The sequence below is a fragment of the Streptomyces sp. NPDC093591 genome, assembly GCF_044764885.1.
Classification (GTDB): domain Bacteria; phylum Actinomycetota; class Actinomycetes; order Streptomycetales; family Streptomycetaceae; genus Streptomyces.
This window is the reverse complement of the sequence record NZ_JBIWIY010000013.1, coordinates 57,829-80,151: the sequence shown is the minus strand read 5'-3', so window position 1 is coordinate 80,151 and position 22,323 is coordinate 57,829. Positions and strand designations below refer to the sequence as shown.

General features: G+C 69.4%; 21 protein-coding genes and 1 pseudogene. 12 read left to right on the top strand and 10 right to left on the bottom strand.

Features of this window, described 5'->3' with window-relative positions:
• Positions 1 to 94: 94 nt before the first annotated feature.
• The 5 genes from ACIREI_RS26690 to ACIREI_RS26670 form a co-directional block, all read right to left on the bottom strand.
• Positions 95 to 985 (bottom strand): hypothetical protein, encoded by an 891-nt coding sequence (locus ACIREI_RS26690; RefSeq protein WP_403337578.1) that lies wholly within the window; start codon positions 983 to 985, stop codon positions 95 to 97.
• A gap of 224 nt (positions 986 to 1,209) precedes the next feature.
• Entirely contained in the window at positions 1,210 to 1,881 is a 672-nt protein-coding gene (locus ACIREI_RS26685; RefSeq protein WP_403337575.1) for a hypothetical protein, read from the bottom strand.
• 88 nt (positions 1,882 to 1,969) lie between these two features.
• Entirely contained in the window at positions 1,970 to 3,001 is a 1,032-nt protein-coding gene (locus tag ACIREI_RS26680; protein WP_403337572.1) for an ATP/GTP-binding protein, read from the bottom strand.
• Between the two features lie 89 nt (positions 3,002 to 3,090).
• Positions 3,091 to 5,292 carry a Mu transposase C-terminal domain-containing protein gene (locus tag ACIREI_RS26675; protein WP_403337569.1) on the bottom strand — a complete coding sequence of 734 codons (2,202 nt, stop codon included), beginning with the start codon at positions 5,290 to 5,292 and terminating at the stop codon, positions 3,091 to 3,093.
• Positions 5,292 to 6,086, bottom strand: coding sequence for a TnsA-like heteromeric transposase endonuclease subunit (locus tag ACIREI_RS26670; RefSeq protein ID WP_403337566.1), 795 nt, complete (start codon positions 6,084 to 6,086; stop codon positions 5,292 to 5,294). The genes ACIREI_RS26675 and ACIREI_RS26670 overlap by 1 nt, the downstream gene beginning before the upstream one ends.
• 382 nt (positions 6,087 to 6,468) lie before the next feature.
• On the opposite strand from ACIREI_RS26670, the gene ACIREI_RS26665 reads away from it, so the two are divergent.
• Positions 6,469 to 8,607 carry a helix-turn-helix domain-containing protein gene (locus ACIREI_RS26665; protein ID WP_403337563.1) on the top strand — a complete coding sequence of 713 codons (2,139 nt, stop codon included), beginning with the start codon at positions 6,469 to 6,471 and terminating at the stop codon, positions 8,605 to 8,607.
• 53 nt (positions 8,608 to 8,660) lie between these two features.
• On the opposite strand, the gene ACIREI_RS26660 is transcribed toward ACIREI_RS26665, so the two are convergent.
• Positions 8,661 to 9,695, bottom strand: a complete 1,035-nt coding sequence (locus tag ACIREI_RS26660; protein ID WP_403337560.1) for a hypothetical protein — start codon at positions 9,693 to 9,695, stop codon at positions 8,661 to 8,663.
• A 128-nt stretch (positions 9,696 to 9,823) separates the two neighbouring features.
• Between ACIREI_RS26660 and tpg the strand changes: the two genes are divergently transcribed.
• The 5 genes from tpg (at position 9,824) to ACIREI_RS26635 (ending at position 15,042) form a co-directional block, all read left to right on the top strand.
• The gene (tpg, locus tag ACIREI_RS26655) at positions 9,824 to 10,393 is read left to right on the top strand and encodes a telomere-protecting terminal protein Tpg (RefSeq protein WP_403337557.1); all 570 of its coding nucleotides are present in this window, start codon (positions 9,824 to 9,826) and stop codon (positions 10,391 to 10,393) included.
• Positions 10,394 to 10,531: 138 nt separating this feature from the next.
• Positions 10,532 to 11,536, top strand: coding sequence for a hypothetical protein (locus ACIREI_RS26650; RefSeq protein WP_403337555.1), 1,005 nt, complete (start codon positions 10,532 to 10,534; stop codon positions 11,534 to 11,536).
• A gap of 142 nt (positions 11,537 to 11,678) precedes the next feature.
• Positions 11,679 to 12,287, top strand: coding sequence for a DNA-binding protein (locus ACIREI_RS26645; protein WP_403337552.1), 609 nt, complete (start codon positions 11,679 to 11,681; stop codon positions 12,285 to 12,287).
• Positions 12,287 to 14,323, top strand: a complete 2,037-nt coding sequence (locus tag ACIREI_RS26640; protein WP_403337549.1) for a hypothetical protein — start codon at positions 12,287 to 12,289, stop codon at positions 14,321 to 14,323. The genes ACIREI_RS26645 and ACIREI_RS26640 overlap by 1 nt, the downstream gene beginning before the upstream one ends.
• A complete protein-coding gene (locus ACIREI_RS26635; protein ID WP_403337546.1) occupies positions 14,323 to 15,042 on the top strand; it encodes a helix-turn-helix domain containing protein in 720 nt (239 codons plus the stop codon). The genes ACIREI_RS26640 and ACIREI_RS26635 overlap by 1 nt, the downstream gene beginning before the upstream one ends.
• 388 nt (positions 15,043 to 15,430) lie before the next feature.
• Here the strand turns inward: ACIREI_RS26635 and ACIREI_RS26630 are convergent, their stop codons facing one another.
• Entirely contained in the window at positions 15,431 to 15,808 is a 378-nt protein-coding gene (locus ACIREI_RS26630; RefSeq protein WP_403337544.1) for a hypothetical protein, read from the bottom strand.
• Between the two features lie 1,212 nt (positions 15,809 to 17,020).
• On the opposite strand from ACIREI_RS26630, the gene ACIREI_RS26625 reads away from it, so the two are divergent.
• The 3 genes from ACIREI_RS26625 (at position 17,021) to ACIREI_RS26615 (ending at position 19,708) form a co-directional block, all read left to right on the top strand.
• Positions 17,021 to 18,151, top strand: a complete 1,131-nt coding sequence (locus ACIREI_RS26625) for a helix-turn-helix domain-containing protein (RefSeq protein ID WP_403337541.1) — start codon at positions 17,021 to 17,023, stop codon at positions 18,149 to 18,151.
• 98 nt (positions 18,152 to 18,249) lie between these two features.
• A complete protein-coding gene (locus ACIREI_RS26620) occupies positions 18,250 to 18,726 on the top strand; it encodes a hypothetical protein (RefSeq protein WP_403337538.1) in 477 nt (158 codons plus the stop codon).
• 169 nt (positions 18,727 to 18,895) lie between these two features.
• Positions 18,896 to 19,708 (top strand): SAM-dependent methyltransferase, encoded by an 813-nt coding sequence (locus ACIREI_RS26615; protein ID WP_403337536.1) that lies wholly within the window; start codon positions 18,896 to 18,898, stop codon positions 19,706 to 19,708.
• 16 nt (positions 19,709 to 19,724) lie between these two features.
• On the opposite strand, the gene ACIREI_RS26610 is transcribed toward ACIREI_RS26615, so the two are convergent.
• The 3 genes from ACIREI_RS26610 to ACIREI_RS26600 form a co-directional block, all read right to left on the bottom strand.
• Positions 19,725 to 20,633: a helix-turn-helix domain-containing protein gene (locus tag ACIREI_RS26610; RefSeq protein WP_403337533.1), complete on the bottom strand. Its 909-nt coding sequence runs from the start codon at positions 20,631 to 20,633 to the stop codon at positions 19,725 to 19,727.
• A 91-nt stretch (positions 20,634 to 20,724) separates the two neighbouring features.
• Positions 20,725 to 20,961: a DUF397 domain-containing protein gene (locus ACIREI_RS26605; RefSeq protein ID WP_403337530.1), complete on the bottom strand. Its 237-nt coding sequence runs from the start codon at positions 20,959 to 20,961 to the stop codon at positions 20,725 to 20,727.
• A 263-nt stretch (positions 20,962 to 21,224) separates the two neighbouring features.
• Positions 21,225 to 21,485, bottom strand: a complete 261-nt coding sequence (locus tag ACIREI_RS26600) for a hypothetical protein (RefSeq protein WP_403338047.1) — start codon at positions 21,483 to 21,485, stop codon at positions 21,225 to 21,227.
• Here ACIREI_RS26600 and ACIREI_RS26595 point away from each other — a divergent pair.
• From ACIREI_RS26595 to ACIREI_RS26585, 3 genes and pseudogenes are all read left to right on the top strand, one after another.
• Positions 21,381 to 21,719, top strand: a complete 339-nt coding sequence (locus tag ACIREI_RS26595) for an ATP-binding protein (protein ID WP_403338013.1) — start codon at positions 21,381 to 21,383, stop codon at positions 21,717 to 21,719. The two genes, ACIREI_RS26600 and ACIREI_RS26595, sit on opposite strands and share 105 nt — an antisense overlap.
• Positions 21,720 to 21,759: 40 nt before the next feature.
• Positions 21,760 to 22,029: pseudogene (locus tag ACIREI_RS26590) on the top strand (transposase family protein); the annotation flags it as partial.
• 3 nt (positions 22,030 to 22,032) lie between these two features.
• Positions 22,033 to 22,224 carry a hypothetical protein gene (locus ACIREI_RS26585; RefSeq protein ID WP_403338046.1) on the top strand — a complete coding sequence of 64 codons (192 nt, stop codon included), beginning with the start codon at positions 22,033 to 22,035 and terminating at the stop codon, positions 22,222 to 22,224.
• The last annotated feature ends 99 nt before the right edge of the window (positions 22,225 to 22,323 follow it).

Below are 22,323 nucleotides of genomic sequence, written 5' to 3'. Positions count from 1 at the left end.
CTGCCCTGGCAGCCGGGTTGACGGGTGGGTATCGGCGGCCAGGGGGTACGTGCGCATCCCCCGGGCCGTCCGAACTTGCCGCCACCGCTGTCCGTCAGGGCGACTGCACGGGCGAAGCCTGCGCCGACCCCGGTCCGGCCGTGATCCGTACCCACCCCGGCTGGTGAGGGTTCGTCGGGGCCAGGTCAGACGGCGCCGCGGGCCGGCCGTCACGGGTGACCGTGTAGTGGCCGGTAAGGATCTTGAGCAGCGACTCGGCGTCGGGGACGCCGTCCTTGTATCCCCAGAAGTCGCCGTCCTCGCAGTCCCCGTACCCCTCCATACCGTCGCAGCGGCACATGTCCTCGTAGTTCATCTCCTGTTGGAACGAGGTCTGCAGCAGTACAACGACCGAGTTGTCCACTGCGACGGACACCCTCGCCCGCGCCTCAGGGTCCTCCCAGCCGCCGATGACCTCGCGGGCGGCCTCGGCCAGTCGGCCCGCCTCGAACAGGGCGTGGATCTCGGTGGCTTCGATCCGTCCAGCGGCCGCATCGATGAGCTCGTCCGCGCCGACACCTGCCCGGTGTGCCATCAGCAGTCGGCGGCGCAGGTCGGCCCGCACGTCGTCGTAGCCGCGCAGGGCTGTCTCCAGATACGCCCGGGCCTTCTCTTCGGGGGACGGCATGCACACGGCGACGACTCTGTCAGTGGCATCGCCAGCGCCGTTTTCTACGAGCCGGACACGGACGTCCATCGGGCCGTCGCGGACCACGTGGGCGAGGTACTGCTCGTCGATGACGGTACGAAGAGCCTCCTTGAGATCGTCCTGGGCGCTTTCCTGCGGGGTGCCCGGGAGCCAGTCACTGTCGTCGTCGTACGCCTGCTCGCTGCTGGGGGCCTGCGAATAGTAGGGGTCCATGACCTCGTCATAGCGCTGCCAGGGGCCGTCCTCGCCGTCGTCATCGGGGAACCGGACTTCCAGCAACGTGCGGTACGTCTCCATGAGGGCGTTCTCGCTTGTGTTGTGGGCGCAGCGTTCTGCCTGCGTGGCCTGCCGCGCCGGCGGACGGAAGGGGAATGGGGACAAGGGGCGGCGGCCCGTTATCCGGGCAGCGTCTTGGTGCGCGACAGCGGCGAGCCGTGCCGGAGGTTGCTGCCGCGCGCCGGCACGCAGCCTGCCTACGCCGTAGCGACGCGCGAAGTCCTCCGGTGGCCCGCCAGGAGCGCTCAGTCCTTCAGGAGGGGAGTGCGGCGCAGGAAGTTGGTGCGCAGCCCCGTGATGACCTCGTCCGCCTGCTGCTGGGTGGGCAGGACGACGGCGATGCGCGGCCAGGGCGCCGAGGACCATTCACAGTGCGCCGTTGCAAGCCGCTGTGCCGGATCGGCCGTGGCGTCTGGCAGGCTGCGCGTGACGGCGGTGGCAGCCTGCCGCAACGCCGGGGCCAGCCGGTGCAGTTGCAGCGGATCGAAGATCAGCAGGTGAGGGGTGGCGGTGTAGGGCGGTGCCAGAACGACGCCGACGTGTCCCGCGTAGTCCATGAAGAACAGCCGATGACGCTCATTGCCCAGCACCCGCCGCATTTCCTGCTGCCAGGGCTGGGACAGGAGCCACTCCTCCTTGGCTCTTGCCAGCTCAGTGTTGTCCTCGCTGCGGGCCCCGGCGCGGAATGCGGGCAGCAGGTCCCAGTACTCCTCTTCCGCTGCGCGGGCGGCCTCCTGCAGCGTCGGCACGAACGAACCGATGATCTCGGCAGGGATAGTGAGAACGGTGGGGGGCCTGGTGAGGGGGCCGGTCCTGACGACGAGGACGCCTGGCCAGGCCGAGATCTCGGTGACGTCCGCGACGAGGACGGTGGGCCTCAGGCGGGAACGGGCAGGTTTGGCTTTGCGTTTGGCCACGGGCAGGAGGATTCCTTCAGCGCTGCGACGGCTCGACGGCCTCGGGTGACATGGAGTACAACGAGTGGATGATCCGATGGGATGCGTGTCAGATCTGCAGAATCGGATCGTCATCGAAGCGCCCCACCAACTGGTTGTCCAGGAGTTCCTTGGTGATGGCCTCGGTGCCGGTCTCGATGGCTTCCTGCGCTGCCTGGCAGATCAGGTAGGACAGTGGCTTCATGTAGCCGCCGGTGCGCTGGTGCAGGTGGGCCGCGAGTTTGAGAAGGTCGCCGGGAGAGTGGCGGTGCAGGCGCAGGTCCTGGTCGAAGAACTTGATGACTTCGTGCCAGATGTCGTAGGCGTCGGTACTGTAAGGGATCGGATTGACCGCGAGGGTGGCGATCCCGCCTGCGCCGCCTGCGGGTGCCTCGGCCCGTTTGCCGCGGCGGGCGTCGTTGGCGATGTCCCGGGCGCCCGGGCCGCAGAAGACGAAGGAGAGGCTGAACTCGCTGGCGAGGTAGCCGAAGTAGTCGAACGCCGTCTTGAGCTCGGAGTTCTCCAGCCGGTCGAGGCCGTCGACGAGGACCAGGCGGGTGCCGCGGGTTTTCATGACGTGGCAGACCGGGCCGGTCATGTCCGTGCTGCGCTGACCGCTCTCGGGGTCCCTGTTGTGCTGGTGGCCGACGAACTCGGCGAAGGGGATGGACCAGTCCAGCTTGCTCGTCGGGGACAAGGGCACGTTGATGTGGATGACCGGGATCCGGGTGCGGTCGGGAGGCAGCTGGTCGCTGACGATGCCTTCGAAGGCACGTCCGATCTGCCTCAGCACGGTCGTCATGCCGGTCTCGCCGGGCCCGTCGACGGCCAGGTGCATGGGGCCTTCGCTGCGCGGACTGCTGGCCAGCCACAGCCGCCGCGCGACGACAACTGCTTTCTTCAACGCAGGAGTTTGCACGGTGCGCATCGTGGCGTGATAGCGCAGCCGCTTGTCCTCCGGGCCGACGGGGGAGCCGGCGGGCGGGCAATTGCCCAGGTCGGGCGGTGTCACGGTGCGGTGCACGTAGGACTGCCAGCCAGCACGGACGGTGGGCCGCGCAGGCTGCTCGCCGTCGTCGGCAATGGGGGTAGAAGGGGGCATGGTCGGCACTTTCTGTGATCGTCAAGGAGCCGCTGGGGCGTGTGGCTTCGCACCCGCCCCAGCGCGAACTGAGAGAGAAGGACGGCGTTCTAGTCGGACTCGCCGCCCGGGCGGCCCTGGTCGCAGGAAGCGGGCGGCAGGCACAGATATCGCGGGTCGATGTCCATGCTGGGCAGGGCCGCGATAGTGCCGAAAACGGGGGCGGGGATACCCGCGTAGCGGTTCTCCCGCGGGACAGGTCCCACCTGAGGCCCGCGCTCCACAGGCATCGGCTCGGGCTTGGTGCGGGCGGGGCCGCGGCCTGCGCGTTCCAGCAGCGAGCGCACGGCGCGAGCGATGGCGCGCTCCTCTTTGGCGCTGCCGCCCTGTTCGAGGTGGGTTGCGGTGGCCTGGTTCCACACGTGCTCGGTCCACGCGTCACCGATCAGCCGCTGGTAGACGAAGTCGGCCTCGGCCCAGGTGCCGTTGCGGTGGTCCTGCAGCCACACTTTTTCGGGCTGGTGCGGGTGGTAGCGCACCGGCCAGCGCTCGCCCTTGCCTGGCCAGCCCGATGCGGCGCCCCGGTAGCCGTTCAGTGCCCGGCTGTCGTAGGTACGGTTGTGCAGCCGGATTCCCTGGTCGGTGACGCGCACCCATGCGGTGGGCAGCAGCCGCAGCCGGTCCTCGGCGCTCAGCCGCACCGGTGCGTAGCCGCTGCTGGCCACGTGCGCGGCGAACATCTGGTTGGGCGTGCGCGGCGGCATGGACGGCAGGAACGGGTTGCGCAGTTCCTGGTGCGGGCGCTGCTGCCAGCCGGTTGCGATCCACTCCTGCAGCAGGTCGTTGAGCTGCTGCAGGCTCCACAGCCGTTCGGATTCGACCTTCTTGCCGCGGCGGGTGAAGTCCCGGCCGGTGTAGCCGGTGAGGAACTGACTGAAGCGGCTCTTCACCGATCCGAAGGTCCGCTCGATGATCGCCTTGTGGGTGGGGGAGTGGTAGCAGGCGGGACGCACCGAGATCCCGAGATAGGCGCACGCGTCCATGAAGGCCCGCCCGGCGAACACCTTCCCGTTGTCCATGACGATCATGTCCGGCACGATCACCGGCCGGGCGGCCGCGTCCCGCATGCGCTCATCGGCCTGAACCAGCTGCGCATACGGCAGCCCCGAGCCCTCGGCACGGGCCCTGACCGACCAGCCGGGCCGCATCGGCTGCGGCGTGCACATCTCGGCCAGCAGCAGCAGCGCGTCGACAGCCTTGGTGGCCCGGCCGCCGTGACGGCGGCTGTTGGGACCGGTCTTGGTGCCGCTGGACTTGGGCCGGATGACCGCGGCCAGGATCGACCGCGTGGCCACGTCGATGGCCGCGGTCAGCTCGACGGAAACGACCCGGCCGGTTTCGTCGAGGGCCAGCACGTCGAGCTGGGTAGTGTCGATCTGTACCTGTTCACCCGGCATGAGCGCCGTGGCCCGCGTGAACGGCGGCTGCGGGCGGTTGCCGTCGTCCCCCCGGCACCTGGCGGTGTCCTTGCCGGTGCCGCACTCGATACCGAGGCGCTCCAGCAGCCGGTAGAACGTTGCCCGCGACGGTAAGAGCCGCCCGGCTTCCCGCTTCTGGAACTTTTTCACGCACGCTCTCCTGAGCAGTTCGAACAGCCGTGACTTAGTTCCGGCGGACTTCCTCTTCAGCCGGCCGTGCACCTGCCGCAGCAGCCGTACGACCCGCTCGTCGACACGGCCGTGGCCGCCGCGGGCGCGCAGCCGCCGTTTGTCGACCAGCCCCCACACCCCCTCGGCCAGCCAGGCCAGCCGCTTGCGCTCCACCGTCGCCGCCGACACCTGGTGGTGCGCGGCCTGAAGTTCGGCCGCCTTGAGCGTGTAGCGCTCACGCAGCGTCGTGCATGCCGGGTCGTACCCGGGGCGGGGCGCGGAACCAGCCGCAGCGAAGCCGGGCAGACCGGTGTGCACCTCCAGCACGTGGTCAAGCCAGAACTCGGCCTCCTCCCGCGCCTTCTCGGACAGCCCCTCCAGCAGGGCCACGCTTGCCAGGCCCTCTCTCATCGGCGCCGCCCGGCCGCCCCCGCCGCCGCCCGTGCTGGTGTCGTCGGGGGAGGCGAGCCGGGCGAAGTCCGGCGCGGCGAGCAGTACATCGAGCAGGACGACGGCGTCCTCGCCGTCGGCGCCGCCGTGACTGAGCAGATGTACGCTGCTGCCCTGCAGAGCCGCGACCAGGTAGGTGCTGCCGTGCCAGTGCACCGCGTCCCCCACCGCCACCGCACCCGGCGGCGCGGCCGGCACGGACGCAGCGGCCATCACGCCACCGCCTGGAACGCCATGGACGACGACACCAGCGACTGGGCCGCCACGAACGGCATGCTCCAGTCGATGAGCAAATCCCGCTTCCAGATCAAGTGATACGCCTGCGCCAGCGCCGAAAGCTCCGGCAGGCCGGTCGCCGCCACCCCCTCGGTGACGGGCCGCGGCATGGCGAATGCGGCGTGCAGCAGCCGGGCGGCCTCAGCATCCGCCAGACGCGCATGCCGGTAGCGGGACAGCCGCCGCTGGTTTTCCACCACTGTGGCATCCGCCGGGGTGTGCACCCGTACCTGCCAGTCTGCCTGCTGACGGGCGGCATCCAGCAGCCGGAGCGTTCCGGGCCAGCCGGTGCGCCCCTCGCCGCCCGGCGTGCGCACCACAAGGCGGGCCCGCCCGTCAGACAGCCGGGCAAAGAAGTCCGGCACATAGGCGCCGCGGCCCTCCGGCCAGCTCAACCGCACCGGCCACGCGGTGAACGCGACCACCTCCGGGTCGAACTCCAGCGCGCGGGCCGCCGCCAGCCCCTCCAATGTGGCGCAGCCGGCATGGCGGGCTGTGTCGGCCGGCCGCCACCAGGTCGCGATCGCCCGCTTGCCCCGGTACTGCACCGGCTTCCACACCGGCTCCCGCTCTTCCAGCGCCTCCCGCGGCACTTGACTGACCGGCCGCCGCACCAGCCGCCCGGCCAGGGAGTGGAACTCGGCCCACACCACATCCCGCACAGCACACCCCTCACGGATCGCGAAAACATAGACGTCGCCCGTGTGATCGATCCGGGCGGTGTCGAACACGGTGGCGGCCCGACCGCCCGACAGGGAAGCGATCCGGCTCGAACGCGCTCGATCGAGCGAGGCGCGGGCATCCGGCGTGCGCCTCGCTCGATCGTGTGACCGAACCACTCGCTGCGTAGGCCTGCCCGGTGCACGGCGGGGCGCCAGCCACGCCGGGCGGGGTCTCTAGGGGGGCGTGCGCCGAACGCCAGCGCGCGCTTCGCTCGAACGGGTTCGAGGTGCGGCGCATCAGTGCAGGTCAGATCGTCATGCCCGGCGGCAGAACGTTCATGCGGACCGGCACGCCGTGTTCGGGCCCTGGCATGCTCCGCTGCCAGGCGTCGCTGGCAACAGCATCCGCGCCGCCATCTGCCCTTACTGTCCCAGGGAGTTGAGGCAGCCCATGGACGAACTCTTCCCCGTGGACGCGGCGTTGTCCGCCTCCGCATCGCGCGGCCTGCCCGCCCCGGACGAACGGCGCAGGCTGCGTCGGCAATCCGACCTGTCCCTCCACCAGATAGCCGACGCCTGCTCCGTCACTGAGGCCACCATCCGCGCCTGGGAGGACGGCACCACCACCCCGCGCGGCCACAACGCCGACGTCTACCGAAACCTGCTGGAGGGACTGGGCGCACGGCTCACCCAGATTCCCGCGCCTGCCCACTCGGCCGCCACCGCCCCGGACTGGCCCGCCCTGGGAGGCATCCACCGCGAAATTCCCTCCCAGGCCGACACCGACCAGCCGTGCCGGCGCTGCAGGCAGCCCACCACCCAGCGCGTAGGCGGCAAACCCCAGCATCTGGGCACCCGCTGCCCTGCCCCTGCGGCCAAGCCCGCCTCACCGCTGGCGTCCCTGCCGCCCCAGCCGGCACCGCCGCCGACCCCCGCGCCGACCGGCCCGCCCGGTCTTCCGGCCGTTCGCCTGGACTACCCCACGGCCGGACGCCGCACCATCGCGGGCCCCCTCGCAGTGATCGACGCCGATGACGGGCAGGGGCTTGCCGCCCGCTACCCCGACGGCCACCGCCATCCCCTGGCCACCGACGACTTCACCCGGCTGCTGTCCTGGGCCGTCACCGCCGGCCTGGGCACGCCCGCCATCAAACCCGGGGCAGGGCTGGACACAGGCCCGCTGCTCGTCCTGACCGAGGCGGCCGTCGCCCGCCTGGCTCTGCCGCTCGCCCTGCCGGCCCCAGCACAGCATCCGCGCAGTGACCACCCTCTGCTGCAACAGCTGCGGGCGATCGGCTGGCAGACCGACACCCACGGACTGGGCCCCTGGTCCACCCTCCACCCCAGCAACCAAGACCCCCACCGAGACGGCGTCCATCTGGCCGTCACCGCCTGGGGCGCTCTGTTCCGCGATGCGTGGCAGCTGCCCGAGAGCCTCGATGCCGCCCAACTGGCCCGCCTGCTGGGCGAGTACACAAGTCTGCTGCGCACCCCGCTGGGTCAGCCCGGGGACTGCGGCCACCGGCTCATGAGCGACCTACGCCCGCCACCGCGCCGCCACGCCCTCTCCGGAGCCCTGCTGTGTCCGGGCGCAGGGGGCGCGCTGACCGAGTGCGTCGATCCCGCACCATGCGAGGCACCTGCCGGTCACCAACTGGCCGTGGGCCGCGCGGCCGCCGACAGCCTCGCCGTCGAAGACCTCGACTGGTGGCGCACGCCCACCCCTGCCGAGGCCGAGCGCGCGTACGTGGTCTGCCTGGCCGTCAACTTGCCGTATGTCGCCGACTGCAACAACGTCCGCGTTACCAACGGCCCGGCCCGTGAGGTCAACCAGCCCCCATTCAACCCTAAAGTTCCCGGCAGCTGGCTGGTCGCCCTGCCCCCCGTCCGTCCGCAGCACCCCCAGTTGCCTTCCCCCTTCCCCACCGAGGGCCTGGCCTGGCAGCCCACCCCGGCCGTGGCCTACGCCCTGGACCGGGGCGTCACCATCCGGCCCGTCAAGGGCTGGCTGCGCACCGGCCCGACCGGCCCCTATCTCAACCCCTGGTACGAGCGCATCCGCCTCGCCCATCTCACTGTGCTGGAACGCCTCGGCATCACCGTTCCCGAATCACCTGAGGCCTTCGAGGCCGCGCTGCACGACCTGGCCCAGGGCAACCCGGTAGACGTGGCCCTCCTGCGCGCCGTGCACACCTCCGCAGACGGCGGCCTGGCCCGGCTGGCCGCGCAGCCCGTCGACCCCGACCACAACCCCGCCCTGCCCTGGCCAAGCCCGAACGACCCCAGCTGGCGCCCCGACCTGCTCGCCGCGCTCACCGCCAATACCCGGGCCAACGTGCACCGCAAGCTGTGCCAGACCGCGAGCACGGGACACTTCCCGCTGGCCGTGCACACCGGACACATCATCTACGCCACGCGGACCCCCAGCATTCTGGAGATCACCAGTGAGGCCGGCTGCGGGTTCAGGGTCGGTATCTCGCCCGGCCATGTGCGACCGGTCGCCGTGCGCCCTATGGACTGGTTCCTCGAGCACTGCCGCCTCGGCCACAACCCCGCACACGTGCTGTCGAACGCGGCCGCGACATGGTGACGGCTCCTGTGGCAGACAAAGCCGGCCAGTCCTCGCCGCCCTGGCCGCACTTCTCACGGCAAGCTGGTCACCGGCCCGTCCAGCCGCCAGGACAGGCAGGAGGAGTCCTCCAAGGCTTCCGGCAGCGGCCGGTGCGGCTCGAGCGGCTGCATCTGTCCCGAGCGGTAGCCGGGCGGCGGTGCTTTCTGCGCCAGCCGGGCCACCACCGGCGTGGTGATGCGGTGCTGCATCGTCCAGGTCAGCAGCGCGCGGTAGCCGCCGTGCGCCATCTGCTCCGCCATGCCCAGCCGCTCACCGACCCATCTGATCCAGCGCCGCGACACCCATCCCGGCGCACCGTTGTCGAAGTCCCGGCCCCAGCACCGCTGGCGCTCGTGCACGGCCATCGCCTCGGCAACCGTGACCGCCTCCGGATAGACCACCAGCGGCAGGGCCTCCGGCCGACGCACCAGGCCCAGCGTCCGCTCTCGGGCGGCCCACACCGTGTCCGATCCCATCTGCCGGCACCGCCACCAAAACCCGGCGACCTGAAGAGCATCGGCGAGCAGCGCCCGCGCGTACGGACCCACCCGCCGCTCCAGCCGCATCCGGCGCTGATGGGCCTCCACCACCGCCGCCAGCCCGGCAAGGCTGATGTGCTGCGCAGGGTCGGCACCGTGCAGCCACTGCCCGTGCCTCACACACGCCTGCCAGGAAGCACGCACGGCCAGCCACGCAGGCGGCAGCCCGTCACTGCGGCGGGCCGTGCACCCCGCACACTCCGCCAGCACCGTCCAGCCCGCAGGCCAAGGCCCCAGGCGCGCAGGCCGAGCACGCGAGGCCACCGGCAGTGAAGCGGCAGTGGGCAGGGCACGGCGCAGATGCGTCTCCTCCCGGCCGGCCAGCGTGGCAAGCAGCCCCAGCCCCCGGGCATTCAGCAGGACTTCGCGCGTGCACGGGTTGAGTTCGTGACGGGTTGCCAGCCCCAGATCCTTCAGGAGATCGGCACATGGAAGGCCGTTGACGGCAGCAAGCCGGGCAACGAACGAACTCGTCGCCTCGCCCCGCACCGCCGAGAGACCCACTGCCTTCGCCACCAGCACACTCACTGCGCTATGCCCCCTGCCTTTGATCATCGGCGCACTTGCGGGCTCCCCGCTTCTCCGCCCGCTTGGACAACGATCACCAGCCGTACGGGGCACCGTGCCCCCGAATCCAGCAGAAGGACTGCCGCACCGTGCCCCACCCCAGCACGTCGGTCGCCGAGGCTCTGGACATCGCCGACGCCCGCCACTGGACCCGCCGGCCTCCCGTCCTGCCCGCCACCCGCCTACGTCACCTGCTGCGTCACCAAGACGCCGCCGACCTGGCCCCCCGCCTGTTCGCCTACCCGGATGCCGTCACCCGGTGGGCTGCCGGAGAGACCGACGGCCTCACACCCGCCCACACGACCCTCATCGAGCGGGAGATCTACCGCACCTGGCAGCCGGACGTCAGGCACCGCGCCCACCAGCAGATCCTGCACCACAGCGGCTGCGTCACCGTCCAGTTGCACGCCCGCTTCACCTACACCACCAGCTGCGGCGAATTCCCCGACCCTCGTCTGCGCTGTCTGACCGAGGACCTGCCCGCCGTACACGCCCGCGCCCTCTTCGACGCCCGCCACCGCAACGCGGACGAGGACACACTGCGCAGCATCCTGGCTGACGGCATGGGCGAGGCCTACTTCTTCCGAGCCCTGCCCGCCGACCAGCAGCAGGCCGCCGTCGCGATCAGCGACCTGCACTTTGTCCAGTTCCACTACTAACCAACAGCCAGGCGGCGAAGGCTTCCTGACATCGGCGCGTATCTCCTGCCCAAGGCAGTCGTCGCCGCCCGTCCAGCGCCACGCCGCCGATCCCACCTCCGTCCGCATCGCCCGCTCGCTGCGAAAAAGAGAACGCACATGACCCTCATCTACGCCTTTCAGGATGCTTCCGGACACTGGCACGGCGACCTCGATGCCCCCCTCCTCGCAGACCGCGGGCACGGCACCCTCACCTACCTCCCCGTGCCCGGCACTCCCGAGGCGGCCAGCCCTTTCGCCGGGCAGACCCTCAAAGTCCTGTTCGCTGTCACCGATTTGGAACCTGGGCCCGTCATGTACCAGCTCGACAGTGGTGGCCTCTTCCCGGCCTCCTGGCATGTGCACACCCTCCTGGCCGCGCCGGTGGGCACCCGGACCACTCCGCAACCACCCGACTTCGACGGCACCTCCGAGCCGTGTCTGGAGTTGGCCGTGACCGACCATGGCCGCCGCTACGTCCTGACCGCCACCCGGCACGACGACGGCCGCCTCACCGCCACTCTTACCGCCAGCACCCTTGCCGGTGACATCGAAGGAGAACTACGCGGGGACATCGGCACTGCTCACCTCGACGGCTTGGCCCGGCTGCTGAGCGCCGCTGCCCGCGCCACCCAGACACAATCCGCCGCCTCCGCACCGTCCCCTGTCCCCGCACCCGCAGTGCCCGGCCCTCCACCGCCGCGCCGCGGCGAGCCGTGGAACGACGAAGAAAGCGCACGCCTGGCCGAGAGCTACCGCCACGAACGCGACTTTGACGCGCTGGGCCGGGAATTCGGGCGCAGCCCCCTGGCCATCCAGCACCAGCTCGCCCGCCTCGGCCTCGCCCGCCGCCCCACGCCGCCGCACCCCACCGCCCGGCCCGCACCTGTACCGAAGCAGACCCATGGCCCCACGCTCGAAGAACGCCGCCGGACCCATAGCCGGTCCCACGAGCCGTGGACGGAGACAGAGGAGAAGCAGCTCGCCCAGCGCTGCGCCCAGGGCGCCACAGCCGAAGAGATGAGCCGCGAGTTCGGCCGCAGCGAGCAAGCCATCGAGAAGCGTATGAAAGCCATCGGCGCGCAAGGACCCGCTGCCGACAAGGCCCGCACACCGGAGTTCTGACCTGACGGGGCGGCGCGAGAACCACCCGGAACACATCGTCCAAACAACATGCCGAATCACATATCTGATCGGGCTTGCATCGTGGTGGGGTGAGCCTATACCGTCCAGGCACGGCAAGCACCCACATCCCGAGGAGGCGGCAGTGCTGCTGACCACGGGACAGGCGGCCGAGGAACTGGGCTGCGCCGTCACCACCTACCGCCGTCTCATCAACGCCGGCGTCCTGCCCGGCCTGTCCCGCCGAGGCGTTCGCGTCATGACCCCCCTACCCGTCGTCCAGGCCCTGCAGGAACGCGCCCACGCCCCGGTGCACCGCCTAGACGCCACCGAACTCGGCGTGCTGCGCATCGACGCGGCACGCCGGGTCGACGACGAACGGCAGTGGATCGGCTACGCCCCCCACCTCGGCCCCGACCGCCTCCTCAACAGCCTCAAGGGCTGGTGGCGCTGCGACGCACCGACCATCGCCGCCGCCGGAGTGCTACCGGTGACCCTGTCCGGGTACGTGGTCGCCGTCCTGACCGGCCTGCACCCTTTCCAACGCAACCCCCAAGGCCGCTACGCGTTCCCTGCTGCACGGCTGGCCGGATACGTCACCGACCTGGCCGCCCCCGCCACCGAACTGACCTCCCGCGTGAAACGTGACCGAGTCCTCGCCGAGCTACTACTGGGCACCCGCCTGGAATCGCACTCCGGCGGATCGATCGCGTATGTCACCCCCCACACCCCCCGGCTGCACGAGGATCCGTGATGGATGCACAGAGCTACAACACCGGCCTGGCCGAGCTGCGTACCCTGCGCGACCAAATCAAGAAGACCGCAGCAGCCCTGGCAAAACTCGAGACGGAACGCACCAAGGCCATCACCGAACTGGCGGGCCATGACAAGGCCAAGGCAGGCCGGATCGCACAGGCCGCCGGTATCAGCGTGGCCGACGTCGTGGCCGTCGCCCCCCAACTCACCCCCGACAGCCTCAGCGACCACGCCAGCACCCATTCCGGTCCGAGCACCGACGCTGCGGCAGAGAAGCCTGCCCCGATTGCGCCGCAGCCCCCTGCCGCGAACACTCGGGAAGAGCCCTCAGCAGATACCGCCCCCCGAACCCTTCCGTCCCTGCCTGACGAGACCGCAGCAGCCCGCTGGTTCACCCACACCCCCGGGCTGATCTCCCAGCGCCCCAACTTCATGCAACGGCCCCGCGCCACCGTCTTCCTGGACGCCGCCACGGGCGTGCTGGTCCACCGCGACCACACCGCCCGCCTCGACCTTGGCGACCGCTCCGCCGTAGCCCTCCTGACAGCCGTCTTCCGCACCGTCCCCGACAGCGTGGAGCGGATCTACATCACCGCCGGCCACCCCTGGCACCGCGACGCCGACCGCTACCCCTACCTCCGCGACGCCGTCACCGCCTGGCTGAACGCACCCACGCCGGGCTGGCGCGCCGACACCGGCCACGGCAAGGACCGCCTGGCCGGACACTTCGTCCACGCCCGCAACCCCGTCGGCCGCTACCGGCGCAACGGAAGCGACCACCGCGTCGAAATCCGTTCCGTGGGGGAGTGGTTCGACCTGGATGACAGAGACGACCCCACCATCGTCCGCGACGCATTCCTGCTGCTATGGCAGGAACTGCGCCGCCACTGGCCCGACGCCGTCGTCATGGGCTCACCCTCCCAGACCGGCCGCGACCTGTGGACCCGCACCATCCCCGAGCGCGGCAAATACGCCGGTGGCTTCCCCGTCGTGTCCGAAGAACTGCGCGGCCTGTTGCATGCCACAGCAGGCCAGGGCCGCAACGAACTGATCACCGCACCCCACGTCCCGGACCAGCTGCCCCAACTCGTTGAATACGACCGCACCTTCGCCTACGCCAAGCACACCTGGAAATCCCCCGTCGGCACCCCCCGCCGCATCACAGCCCGCACCTTCGCCTCATGGACGACACAGGAACAGATCAACGCACTCTACGGCTGCGGCCACTGGCATGTGAGGGTCACCGTCCCCGACGGCTGGAACCACGTCGGAATCCTGCCCGCCCCCGCCCCCGGAGAACGCGCCTGGCATTACCCGAGCGCACCCGGCACCACCTTCACCACCTGGGCCGGCGGACCCGAAGTCCACACCGCGCTGAACAACCCCATCCAGCCTTGGAAGATCGAAATCATCGACGGGATCCTCTGGGAAGCAGACAAACCCCTCACCGACTGGGCCAAGAGGCTCAAGGAAACCTGGGCCAACCTTGCCGCCCAGGCCCACTTCCAGGGCGACGCCCAGCAGGCCCGAGCCGCCCACCTCGCCTCGCGCGCGGTGCGCGCCATCTTGCTGTATGGCATCGGCTCGTTCGCCCAAAGGCCACGTATGGTCACCGGCACCACCCCCCGCACCATGGAACGCGACGTGCCGCCGGACGCTGAGATCATCGGCTTCGACGACGACTTGATCACCTGGCAGAGGCCCACCGGGTTCGCCCGCGACCCCAACGCCCATCCCGAATGGGCTGCAACGATCTGGTCCGGAGCCCGTGCCGCCCTGCTCACCCAGTACCACCGCGACGACGACACCTACGCGGGCGCCCTGCACACCCCGCCCGGCAGCGTCGTTGCCTTCCGCACCGACGCCCTCTACCTCACCCAGCCCCAGAACTGGCCCTATCGCCACCAGCCGGGCGACTACCTCCTCAAGGGACAGCTCAACGGCCCCCTGGCTGCCCCCACAACCGAAGAAGAACTCCTCGCCCTGCGCGACGCGGGACGCGCGGCGCTCGCCACCACTACCCAGGAGGCGTGATGCCGCCCCGCCGTCGCCGCAAACCCGCTGCACCACGGCAGATCAACGAGGCTGCCCAACTCGCCGACCGACTGCAGGCAGCTGGCTACACCAAACGCGACATCGCCCGCATCATCGACCGGGACCCCTCGCTGGTCTCCCAGTTCTACACAAAGAACAAGGGAGCCGCCTTCGTCACCGCCCTCCAGCAGGTCCTGGCCGCCGTTGAGACCGGCGGCATCACCGACGTACCCGAACTCGCCGCCATCGCCGCACGCCACACCCAACGACGAACGACCGCCTCCGGCGCGCCGGCCCGGGTCCGCAGCAAAGCCGTCCTGATCACTCCTACCGGCTCCGGTGCCGGCCGCGTCGGCGCCCAAGCCATCGCCTCCGGCTCCACCCCACTGCGCCCTCTGATTGCCGAAGCCGCACGCCTCGGGCTGCGGCTGGCCTTCACCGTCCGCCTGGCCAAGACCGGCTATCTGCTCCCCTCCGGCAGCCGCACCGACTCACCCGGCATCCGCCGTGGCGTGATTCAGCGCGCCGACCACACGGAGGAACGCTCCTACGGCTCAGCCCAGACCGGAGGATTCGACGCTGCCGACTTCGCCCGCCGTGTTGACGCCGCAGGCGGAGACGTCACCGCCGCCGTGCACCAATGGCTCGTCGAGACCGGCCGCATTCGCGAGGACGCCCACATCATCCACCTCGAAATCCGCACCTGGCGCCCACGCTGACCCTGTACCTGGCGCAGTCGCACTGACCACGGGCAATTAGTGGGTGCTCCCACGGCCGGCGACCACGCGGCTGACTTCCCGGTCAGCGAATTCGACGTCACCAGTCGAGCGTCGTGGATGGGGAGCACAAGTCGGTGAGTGCGGCCGACGTTGCGAGTTGCCCTGGCGACCCGGGCGTACACCCTCGATACCCACACCATGGGCAGTTGGGGGAGAGCCCTAGCGTTGTGATCAAGGGATGGCTCATGGGCGGCGGCTCATCGAGTTGCGCCCGGCCTTGGAGGAGCCGGGAGCACCGAGGACGGCTATCTATTCGGCGAGAACCCGACACCACCATGCAGCGGAACATCCGTGGTCTGCGTGCGCTGACCGTCGCAGGTGTGCACGGTCACGTCAGCAGCATTCGCGTCCCTACCACGGCCAGGATCGTGCAGGCGAGCGTGAATAAGGTCTGCATGACGGTGGTGACCGGCATCCTCAGGCGCGCGTACACGACGGCGCTGGTCGCCGCCACGGTCGGGATGCCCCAGATGGCGAGCCACGCAAGGGCTGGAACGTCGCGGGAGCGCACGGTTGCGGAGGGGCACGGTGCCTGTGTGATGCCCATGCCGACCATGACAAGCACCATCGCGGCGACGACGACGATGACCACGTCCGCGATCAGGAGGAGCAGGGCAACCACGATGTCGGTCAGCCAAGAGGGGCGTTCGCGGACCTGGGAAGGATGTGCCGGGGTGTTCTGGTCGCCCTGGGGCGGTGAGGCCATGAGTCGACTGCAGCACGGAATGGTCTGTTCGGCACCGTGCGGGATCCGACCGTGATGATCGTGCCGTGGTCGTGTGGATCTGCCTCACCGACGGTTTCCATAAGCCCCCTGCGCTGCGGGCGCTGATCCCCGCCCGGTCCCGGCGGCTTCACCTCCAGGCGCGAGGTGCTGAGCCGGAGGCTCACCAGCGCCGAGCCCGGCTCCTGTGCTCGCCAGCCGCCCGGACTGCCTCCGGCCGGGCACGGATGTGAGAAACCGCCATAGACGGACGAGGCCGGGAGGAACACAAAGCGCCCCCACCCGGAACGACCGTACTGCCTGCCAGTGGGATGCATTTGCAGCTGCACGGCACTGCGAGTTGTGCGCCGGAGCGGGTAACAGGGCGCGAGAGTTTATCCCATCCGAGGCTTGGATCGACGCGCGTTGCCTGGGGAGTAGAACAGGCGTGGCGGGGTACACAATTGCGCCTCTGCGTCTTGAACTCGCTAGTAACCGGCGGTAGTCGACGCTTGGAAAGCGTTTTTTCGGCGTCCTCTGATCGGTTGCGACCGTTTCTGTCGCGGGGGTGAGTGCACTGCAATTGCATTCGGTTACCGTGCGCCCGCGCACCCCTCCCATTCGTCGTGGTGAACGCCGAACCTTTGCTTAATGAACTGAAGCGGATGGCGGAGAAGTGTGTTGACGCGCTAGCGTCCGTGAAACGAGAAGACCCCGGGCGGCCTAGCAACCAACTCCGGGGTCCCTCATATGCGTTGACCGACTCACAAGAAAAAGCGAGGTCTCCGTGATCGATCCAATTCCCGCCCCCGGCTGGCTGCGCCTGTCGGGAACGGGCTACGACGCTAACATTCCGCGTAGTCTGCGCGGTCAAACGCGCGTCGTAAGTGCCTGGGCTGGCACGCTGCAGCTCAGCGCATTCCTTGCCCTGCTTGTCCTGCCTATCGTCCTCGTCACCGAGGCTTGGCAGGCCCCCGCGGGTGCCGCGGCGGTGGCCATGGCGTGCGCCGCGTCCCGCCGTTCCTTCCTCCGCCACCTGCGCATCCGGGTCAGCTGAGGCCACGGTGCCCGCCGGCGGCAGCATCCGGGCCGTCGGCGGGCACCGAGTGACGTACCGACCGCCAAGGGCCGGACGTCCGCATTCCTCTTTCAACGGCGTTGAAGTTCTGCGGTGGTCCGGGTGAGAAATACCCCGGGCGCGTTCTGGGAGGAACCATGCCGAGCAGCGGCCCCCAGTACGGCAAGTGCCGTTACTGCAGGCAGCGTTTTGAGCGGACCGGAAAGCCGGGACGCAAACAGGAGTACTGCAAGCCCGAGTGCAGGCGGCGGGCCCAGCGGGAGCGCAGTCGCACGACGGCGAAAACGGGGCAGAGCGCGGACAGTCCGCTGCCGCTGGCCCGGAACATCGCCGAGTCCGTGCAGGCGCTCGCGGAGGGCCTGCTGGCGGCCGAGTACGACGAGCAGGGACTGACCGTGCTGCTCGGCCGCGCGGCCGAGCTCACCAGGGAAGTGGACTACTACGTGTGCGCGGCCGTACACGACGCCCGCCTTCAGGGCACCGGCTGGGACACCGTGGCCGCGGCCGCCGCCGTCAGCCCTGCCACGGCGCGTTCCCGGTGGGCGGAAAAGACCGTACGACGGCGCCTTGAGCGCCGTGCCTCTGAACGGTCCGCGGCCCGCCAGCGCGAGGCGGCAGGCAATGTGGCTCAGCCCCGTCCGGACGGCCAGGAACGGGAACCGTCGGGCGAGCGGCCCTCCGGCAAGCTGGCGGCAGCGCTGTCTCACCTGCACCGCAGCAGCGGCCTGACCATCCGTGAGGTCGCCGACAAGATGGAACTGTCGCCGTCGTACGTCTCGCGCATCCTCTCCGGCGAGCGCGTGCCGGCCTGGCCCGTGGTGGAGGCACTCGCCTCCCTCTTCGACGGGGACCCTGACGAACTGGCGGTGCTGTGGGAAAACACCCAGGGCCTGACCCCGCCCGCCCGCCGGCCGCTGCCCGATGAGACGGCCCGCCTCAACGCAGCCCTGCGCGGCCTGTACCTGGCGGCGGCCTCCCCCTCGCCCGCGCGGATCCACGAGGCCAGCGGCGGCGCGCTCAGCCTGTCCACCATCAAGGACATCCTCGACGGCCGACTCGTTCCCGACTGGAAGACCACGGTCACCTTCGTCCGCGCCATCGGCGGGACTCCCGCCGATGTCCGCCCGCAGTGGGAAGCCGTCCACTACGCCTTCCTGCTCTTCCTCGACCCGGACTCCGACGCTGCCGCACCGCCGACTTCCGCCCCGCAACAAGGCGCCAGCACGGCACGCCACAGCCATGGAGGTCAGGACGGACCCACCCCATGAACCGGACCCGTTTATCAACCAGGAGCATGGGGACGGCCGACCTGCCGGGCCCGCGCCGCGAACATTGCTCCCCCTGCTCCCGGTTCTCCTGCGGGGCCGTGGAACCGCCCGCCTGGCCCGCTGGCCTGGTGGTCCATCTGCCCGTCGACTACACCGCGTTCTGCATGCTCTACCAGGACCGCTACCTGCGCTACGCCCGTGCCCGCATCGCCGACCCCCGTCTAAGCCGGGAACTGGTCGAAACGGCGCTCGGCAGTGTCGCCACCAACTGGGCGGCCGTGCTGGCCAGTCACCGCCCCGCGGCAGAAGCCTGGAACATCCTCGGCTCCCTCATCGCGCAGGCGGTGCACGGGCAAGCCGCGTCGACCGTCTGCAACGCCGTCTACCGCGTACTGCCCCCGCTGCAGGCCGACATCATCATCCTGCGCCACCGCCTGTCGCTCAGCGACGAGCAGGCGGCCGACCTTATGGGCGTGGAAGAACCCTTAGTGGCAAGCCAGTTGAAAATGGCCTACCGCGCCATGGCCGAGCGGGCGGTGGCCGCACAGCCGACGGTGCAGCCCGCCCAGGTGTAAACCGCGCACCGGACGCCGTGCACCGCCGGAGTAGAGGAAAGGGGGCAGCCCTCCACTGTACCGCTCCAGTCGCCGCCTTTACTGGATTCTGGCTCATGTCACTGGCCCCTCCCTACGATGGACTTCTGCATTGTCCGCGAGCCGTGTTGACACGGCAGTGAGGGGCCGGATGAGTTACCACGCGCCGCTCTCACACACCATTGATGTCACGCGGCCGAGTGTGGCCCGTATGTACAACTACTACCTCGGCGGCAAGGACAACTATCCCGCGGACAGACAGGTGTGCGAGCAGCTGCTCGTGCATGCACCCAGCACCCAGATTCTCGCCGTCAACAGCCGCCGCTTCCTTGAGCGCTTGATCCGCTGCCTTGCACTGGAACACGGGGTGCGGCAGTTCCTCGACATCGGTTCGGGGCTGCCCACCCAGGACAACGTCCACGAAATCGCCCAGCGCCATGCCGCGGACGCCCGCGTGATCTACGTGGACAACGATCCCATGGTTCTCGCCTACGGCCGGGCTCTGCTGGAGGACAACGACCGCACGGCCGTCATCCAAGCCGACCTACGCGACCCCGAGGCGATCCTCGACCACCCCCGCGTCACTGACCTGTTCGACCTCACCGAGCCGGTGGCGGCCCTGTACGTCTCTGTCCTGCACTGCGTTCCCGACGAAGATGCTCCCGCTGAGCTGGTCCGCCGCACTGCCGCCCGGCTGCGCTCCGGCAGTTTCCTGGCGGTCAGCCAGCTCGTCAGCGAGGACGCGGCATTCCGCCGCGACATCACGGGCCTCATGCGCGAGTGGACCGACAGTCACTGGGGAGCCGTCCGCCGCGCACGCGAGGTCGACTCATTCTTCACCGGCCTCGACCTCCTCGCACCCGGCCTGGTGGACGTGTCCGCCTGGCGGGCCGATCCACGCTTCGGCCCCCGGCCGCGCACCCGGGAATGGATGGAATACGGAGGTGTCGGCCATGTGCGCTGACCCGCCCGCCGCCGGCTCAGCAGTAGCGGTCGGCCGCGTCCTGGATACGCTGCAGCGAACTATCGGGGCACTCTGCCGCATTCAGCAGCCCGTCCAGGATCGACCGGTACTGCTCCGTCTCATCCGCCTTGTCCAGGTAGACCGCATCCCGCACATGCTCCAGATACACGATCTCCGGAAGCTCGGGAGGATCAAACCGCAGATGCGTGATGGGGAAACCGGAAGTAATGCACTGCGGAGCAGTGAACGGGATGATCTGCACCTGTATGTGGGGCCGCAGCGCGGCCCGGGCCAGATACTGCAACTGCTCGCGCATCACCTGCCGATCCGCCACCTGCCGATGCAGCACCCCCTCCTCCAGCACCACCCACAACTTGGGGGGATCCGGGTACTCCAGCAGTTCCTGCCGCGCCAGGCGCAGCTCGGCCCTACGCGCGGCGACCGCCTGCTCCTCGGTCGGCCGCCGGTCCGCGGCGGCCACAGCCCGCGCATACTGCGGAGTCTGCAGCAGCCCCGGCACCAGCAGCACCTCATAGGTGCGGATAACAGACGCCGCCTCCTGCAGACCGATGAACTTGTCGAACCACTTGGGCAGCACATCGTCGAACTGATGCCACCACCCCGACTGGTTGGAGCGCCGCACCAACGCGAGAAACTCCGCAGCGTCCTCCGCCCCGACACCGTACAAACGCAACAGGACGGCGACGTCACGTTCCTTCAGCTGAACCTCGCCGCGCTCAAGGCGGCTGATCTTGGAATCGGAGCACTGCAGTGCATCCCCCGCCGCTATCGGACTGAGCCCCGCCGCCAGCCGCAGACGCCGCAACTGAGCAGCCAGGATCAGATGCAGCGCCGTGGGATTGTGTCGGGGGGCGGAGAGATAACGCTCCAGCCTGGGCAGCCGGTTCGGCTGTGCAGCGGACATGCGGGCTCCTGCAGGGGACCATGAAATGAAGGCCAGTTTCCCACCATGGAGCCCGCAGTGCGCCCCAAGAGCGTTATGTCCTATTGGGGAGTTAATCGACCAGCGCGTCGAAGTCGCCGTCCCGCGCTCCTTCGAGGAACGCGACGATCTCGGCGTGGGTGTAGATGAGGGCGGGCCCCTCAGGGTCGCGCGAGTTACGCAGGGCCACCGTCCCGCCGGGAAGGGCGGCCATCTCGACGCAGTTGCCTTCCATTGCGCTGCGCTGGCTCCTGACCCAGGTGACGTCCTGAAGTGTGCTTGCCGGAACACCGTTGACGATCCGCTGCATTATCGCCTTCTTTCGCTAACGCGTCCGAATATCCTTCTTGTTGACGGAGTGATGGATAGTCACCGTGGGTGCATGTACGTCTCCTCGAGGCAGGGCGATGCAATTTCGGAAGCAATTGCATCGGCGGGCGGTTGGCGAGGATACTGGCCTCGGCCAGGCATTCTTAGTGCTGCCGAGCGGGGCGGCGTGCGGGGAGATGAGTAGTGCCGACACATGCCACGACTACAGCGTGTCACGCGGAGAAAGTTGACGATGCACCTGAATCAGTCGAAACTCCGGCGTTCGCAAGAGGTTTGCGCGCCCATGCCGAAGAAGGCGACTGGGGCCTGCTCATGGGTATCAGCGCGGCTGAATTCGCAGCCCGCAGCTTCAGCGCCGACCCCGCCGGCCTGAAGCATGCCCGACACTTCGCCCGAAACATCCTGGATGAATGGGGACTTACCGCCTATATCGAGGACGCAGTCATCGTCGTTGGTGAGCTGATCGCCAACGCCGCCCGACACGCACTCGAAGCAGACGGCCACGACGAGACCACCGCCACAGCCTGGCTCGGACTCGTACGCAGGCAGCAGGCTGTCATATGCGCGGTGGCGGATCCGAGCTCTTGCGTCCCTGTACTTCAACACCCAGGACAGCTCAGCGAATCCGGGCGCGGCCTGCAGATCATCGAAGCACTCACTGCTTCCTGGGGCTGCTCCCGGCCGCAGAGTTCAGGGAAGATGGTCTGGGCCCGACTCCCCACACCCCCACAGCCCTAAAGGGTAGTGCACAAGGTCCTGACCTGGGCATCTCCCTGCTATGGTCGGCGTCTTAAGGGCTGAGCGGGTGTGGGTGGAGACGTTTTCACCGGGCTGCAGGTGACACAGTTTGCACGCCTGCTGTAGGTAGTGCGGGAGCAGGGCGGCAACGGCACCCTGCGAGGCCGGCCGTGGTCCTTGCCGCTGGCTGAGCGTGTGCTGGTGGTCGCGGTGTACTACCGCACGAACCTGACCATGCGGCAGCTGGCTGTTCGGCGTCTCCTCCTCCATGGTGTGCCGGGTCATCCAGCGGTTAGGGCCGCTGCTCGCCCGGGTGTGCTCCAAAGCCGATCTGATCACCCCGACCGGCTCCGGCGCCGGCCGCGTCGGTGCCCAGGCGATTGCCTCCGGCTCCGCCAGCCTGCGCCCGCTGATCGCCGAAGGCGCTCGCCTGGGCCTGCGCCTGGCTTTCACCGTCCGCCTGGCCAAGACCGGCTACGTGCTCGTCTCCGGCAGCCCGCACTGACTCGCCCGGCATCCGTCGCGACGTGATGTCGACGATCACGTAATTCCTCAGGACAAACGTCGCGTAATTCCCCAGGTGCCCGCCGCGGAGGGTCCAGAT